Annotated in this window: 4 protein-coding genes; all 4 read right to left on the bottom strand. The window is 76.4% G+C overall.

Annotated elements, in window-relative coordinates; all coding sequences use genetic code 11:
• The coding region (locus tag CR470_RS35920; RefSeq protein ID WP_179892492.1) for an AfsR/SARP family transcriptional regulator at window positions 1–386 on the bottom strand (386 nt) is incomplete at its 3' end.
• A gap of 268 nt (window positions 387–654) precedes the next feature.
• A complete protein-coding gene (locus CR470_RS35915) occupies window positions 655–3,576 on the bottom strand; it encodes a helix-turn-helix transcriptional regulator (RefSeq protein WP_097871775.1) in 2,922 nt (973 codons plus the stop codon).
• Window positions 3,577–3,654: 78 nt separating this feature from the next.
• Window positions 3,655–3,852 (bottom strand): hypothetical protein, encoded by a 198-nt coding sequence (locus CR470_RS35910; RefSeq protein WP_097871773.1) that lies wholly within the window; start codon window positions 3,850–3,852, stop codon window positions 3,655–3,657.
• 60 nt (window positions 3,853–3,912) lie between these two features.
• A partial coding sequence (locus CR470_RS35905) for a lanthionine synthetase LanC family protein (protein WP_306667835.1) occupies window positions 3,913–4,610 on the bottom strand: 698 nt, incomplete at its 5' end.

Genomic DNA, 4,610 nt, shown 5'->3' with positions numbered 1-4,610 from the left:
GCCGCCGCCCGCCCCGCGCGGGCCAGCGCCCCGAAGCGCAGCGTGTCCAGCTCGCCCTCGGCGATGCGCAGGAGATAGCCCCCGCAGCCGTGCACCACCCGGTGCCGGGCCCCGTCCCCGGCGGGCCCCAGGAGGGCGCGGGCGGCACTGACGTAGACCTGGAGGTTCTTGCGCGCGGTACGGGGCGGGCCGTCCGGCCACACCGCGTCGATCAGCACACCCACCGGCACGGGGGTGTTGGGGCGGGCCAGCAGGGTGGCGAGGACCAGGCGCTGCTTTCGCGGACCGAGCTGCAGCTCACGGCCGTCCAGCCGGGCCGTGAGCGGACCGAGCAGGGAGACGTGTACCGCACCGGCGGAACCGGTACGGGCGGGAGGTCGGGTCATCGGCGGGCCTCCGGAACGGGGACGGGCGGCGGGCTGGGCCGTGCGCACGTCCCGATCCTGCTGCCGCCCCGGCCCCCGCACATCGGGGCCCCGCACGCATCTTCCGCCCGGTGACCCGACCGAAACCGCCCGGCGCCCCCATGTTGCCCGCCCCGGCCCCCCCACGGCGGGACCGCCGGGGCGGAGCGCGGCCCGGGTCCGGGACACGGTGGGACCACCGGGCGCTGCGTGGCCGGGCCGGGGAAGGGGCGCGGGCGCCGTGCTCGCCTCAGGCCGGTTCGACGGCGCACTCGGCGGCGAACTCGCACAGCGCGGCCCGGTCCGCGTGCCCGGTCTTGCTCAGCAGACTGGCCATGTGCTTCTCCACCGTGCGGGGCGAGATGGACAGCTGCCGGGCGATCTGCTGGTTCCCGGGCCGCTCGGGCAGCAGGACGAACACCTCGTACTCGCGCGGGGTCACCCCGCCGGCCCGCAGCGGCGACGGGATCCGGTCCCAGCCGCCCCGGTGCTGGCCCACACTGGCCCCGGCCTGCCGCAGCGCCGCCCGGCACGCGGAGGCGACCGCCTGCACCCCGGCCCCGTAGAAATACTCCTCGGCGGACCGCAGCCACGCCACCGGCTCACCCCACCCGTCCGCGAGGGCCGCCTCCGCGACCAGCCGCAGCCCCAGGTGGCGGGCGACCGGGAAGGGCGCGGAGACCCCGTCGAAGGACGCCATCAGCCGGGCGGCCCCGGCCGGGTCCCCCTCCCGGCCCAGCAGCACCGCGTCGGCCAGCTCCAGGAACTGCCGGTTCCAGGCGAGAGCGCCCCCGGGGGTCGCCCGCGCCTCCGCGAGATCCGCCCGGTCCGCCTCGCCCGCCAGCACCCGCAGCAGCGGGCGCAGCCCGTACCGCCCGCTCAGGTAGTAATAGCTCGGGTGGTCCGACTCCCAGGCCAGCGCCTCGTCCAGACCCGCCGCCGCCCGCTCCCGGTCCTCCTCCAGCAGCGCCCCGAACGCCCGGCACAGCCCCGACCGGAGCGGCACGAGCAGCGACTGCTCGCCACCCGCCCGCCGGAACGCGGCCAGCGCCCGGTCCATGTCCCGCCGCCGCCCCCGGTGCGCGGCCATCGTCGCCCCGGCCAGCAGCAGATACCGGTGGGCGGACCGGTCACCGACCCGGGCACTGGCCTCCGCCGAGCGGTCGATGATCTCCTGCGCCTCCTCCCACCGGGCGCACATCACCGCGTTCATCGCGAGCAGCCCGTCGACCGTACGGGTCAGCAGCAGGGCGCCCAGCTCGGTGGCCGCCGCCCGCGCGGAGAGCAGCCGGGCCGCGTCCCCGGTGCGCAGGAAGGCGTTCGCCCCGAGCCGCACCAACGCCTCCACCCGCCAGACCGGCAGGGCGTGTTCGGTGGAGATCGACAGCATCCGCTCCAGCGCGGCGTCCGCGGCGTCGAAGCCCTCCTCGCGCCGCAGCAGCGCCAGTAACTGCCAGGCCTGGCAGGCCACCACGGGCAGCCCCTCGGCCTCGGCGGTCTCCGCGGCCTCCCGCACGGTCCGCTCGGAATCCGCCGGATCCCGGGGCTGTTGCCCGTGCCCGGGAAGCAGTGCCAGATGCCCGTCGACCACCACGAGCGCGGCCCGGCGGCCCGGCGGCGGCGACGGGCCGAGCAGGACGCGGGCCGCTTCGACCTGGAGTGCCGCGTCGGTGGTGCGCTCCGCCATGACGGCCGCCCAGGCGAGTTCGATATGGATCCGGCCGCGCCGGGCGGCGGCCTCGGAACGCGCCGGGACCGGCGGCAGCGCGTCCGCCAGCGCCAGCGCGCCGTCCAGGTCGCCGCCCTCGGCACGGGCGACCGCCAGCGACTCGGCGACGGCGGCCCGGTCGGTCTCGGCGGCCAGCGGGTGCGCCCGCTCCAGCAGCACCACGGCAGAGCCGTGCGCTCCCGAAGCGAGCATCCGTCTTCCGGCCTCCGCGAACTGCCGGGCCGCCCCCGCCCGGTTGCCCGCGGCCAGTTGCAGCGAGGCGACGAGCTGCCGGCCGTCCTCGTCCAGCGGCTGCCCGGAGTGCTCGATGGCCCCGGCGGCGCGGCGGGCCAGCGAGGCGCGCTCGGCCGGCGCCAGCGAGGAGATCAGGGCCTCGGCGGTGAGCGAGTGCCGGAAGGTGTAGCGGTCGGGGGCCGCGCCGTCCGGCGCGATGACACCGGCCTCCACGGCCGACCGCAGATGGGTGAACAGGGCCCGGTCCTCGAAGCCGGTGACGGTCTGGAGCACGGGCACCGAGAACTGGCTGCCCAGGGTGGCCGACGCCAGCAGGAGGTCCCGCACCGGCTCGTCCAGCCGCTCCAGCCTGCGGGCCCAGCTGCGGACGATGTCCGAGGGGACCGCACCGCCCGGCTGCTCCGCCGCCACCCACCCGTCGTCCGTCCGGCGGAGCCGGCCGGTGTCCAGCAGGTCCGCCAGCAGCACTTCCAGCAAGTACGGGTTGCCCGCGGCGTGTTCGGCCAGCCGGCGGTGCACCGCCTCGGGTATCTCCTCCGGCCGCGCCTCCAGACACGCGCCCGTCAGCGCCCGCACCCGGTCGTCGCGCAGCGGGCCCATCTCCCGCACCGTCGCGGTGTGCCGGCGCTCGGCGGAGCGTACGAGGTCCAGGGCGGCTCCCGGCTCCGGGCGCAGGGTGCCCAGAAACAGAATGGGCAGATCGGCCAGGTTGTCGATGACGTACTCGACGACCGCCACGGTCTCCGTGTCGCAGTCGTGCAGATCCTCCAGCAGGATCGCGCAGCCCGCCTCCCGGCCCAGCACGGACAGCAGCCGCAGCAGGGCCTCGGCCAGCTCCACGACCGTCTCCGGATAGCCGGGGGAGCCGTCCCTGCGCCACTCCGGCACCAGCCGGGCCAGCGCCGGATGGTAGGGCGCGAGCTCCGGATCGGTCGGTGTGCCCGCGGCCCGGAACCGGGAGGCCAGGGCCTCCGCGAGCGGACGGAAGGGGACGACGAGCCCGGTCGAGGTGGCCCGGCCGCGCAGCACCGGCATGCCGAGCCCGTACGCCCGGTAGGCGCATTCGCCCACCAGCCGGGACTTGCCGATACCGGCTTCCCCGAGGAGGAACAGCGCGCGCCCCGAACGCTGTCGTACGGCGTCCAGGGCGCTGCTCAGCAGTCCGATCTCCTCGTCCCGCCCGACGATGACCGGCGAAGTGGCTCGCATGGCCGCAGGCTACTGGAGCCCCACCCCTACGGCAGCGGGCCAATTCGGCTCAATGACGCTTGAGTTGGCCGGAACTGTTCACCAAGGGGCTGTCATGGTGGTCCACGGCAGGTCGTGGCTGTAGCCGCTCTCGCCCTCCGAGGCGCTGAGAAGTCTGCCGCGCGCACCGAGGCCTCCGGTGGATCCCAAGGAGATCTGCCCGGCCGGGTGCTCGGGCGTGCCCTCGTGCGCGATCTCGCCGGACGTCTGCAGGGCCGATTCGCCGTACTGCTTCATCTCTGCCTCATCCTCTGGGTAGTGGTGGTCGTTCGTGAAACCTTGAAAGCCGTGGTTCGGTCAGGGCGTCCGGGAGGGGCGCAGGAGCAGGGCGGACCCGATCCGGTCGGGGAACCCGGCCCGCAGCAGCCCGTGCCCGATCCCCGAGAGCCCGGTGAGCAGCCCCGGGTGCGGTACGCGGCCCGGCGTCCCGCACTGCGGGCCCGCCCGGTCCGCCGAGGCCAGCAGCGTTCCGGCCCGGCGCATCCACGCGGGCCGTGCGGCGGGCAGCGCGCTGTGGCCGAGGAGTTCGAGCAGCCCCGACTCCCCGTGGCACAGGCTGTCGTCGGCGAGCGGGCCGATGCCCGCCAGCTCCCCGGAGCGCGCCGCGAGCCAGCCGGACAGCTCCGGGTCCGCCAGCGCGTCGGGGCTGTCCGCGATCGCCAGCGCGATTCCGGCCACCCCCTCGCACCAGGCCGGCCCGGCGGACGCTCCGGCCGCCGTTCCGCGGGTAGCCCCGGCGCTTGTTCGGCAGGGCGTCCCGGTGGTGGTTCGCCGGAGCGCCCCGGCGGTCGTATCGTGCGGCGCTCCGGCGGTCGTGAGGTGGGTCGTTCCGGCCGTCGCCCGGCGCAGGGCCTCCAGCCCGGCGTTCCGGTGGCGTGCGTCGCCCCCGGCCCCGGCGAAGCGCAGCAGCGCCCAGCCGATCCCCGCCGCCCCGTCGGCGAAGCCCCCGGTCCCGGGGAGCGGGGCGGCGGCGATCCTGTCTCTTATACACATCT

It is taken from the genome of Streptomyces sp. rh34, assembly GCF_002551245.1.
GTDB lineage: Bacteria > Actinomycetota > Actinomycetes > Streptomycetales > Streptomycetaceae > Streptomyces.
The sequence above is the reverse complement of the archived record's forward strand: the minus strand, read 5'-3'. Positions and strand labels throughout refer to the sequence as shown.

Bases quoted from the DNA above. Each gene is read 5' to 3' on its own strand.
- CR470_RS35915 (WP_097871775.1), bottom strand. From the start codon at position 3,576: ATGCGAGCCACTTCGCCGGTCATCGTCGGGCGGGACGAGGAGATCGGA.
- CR470_RS35910 (WP_097871773.1), bottom strand. From the start codon at position 3,852: ATGAAGCAGTACGGCGAATCGGCCCTGCAGACGTCCGGCGAGATCGCG.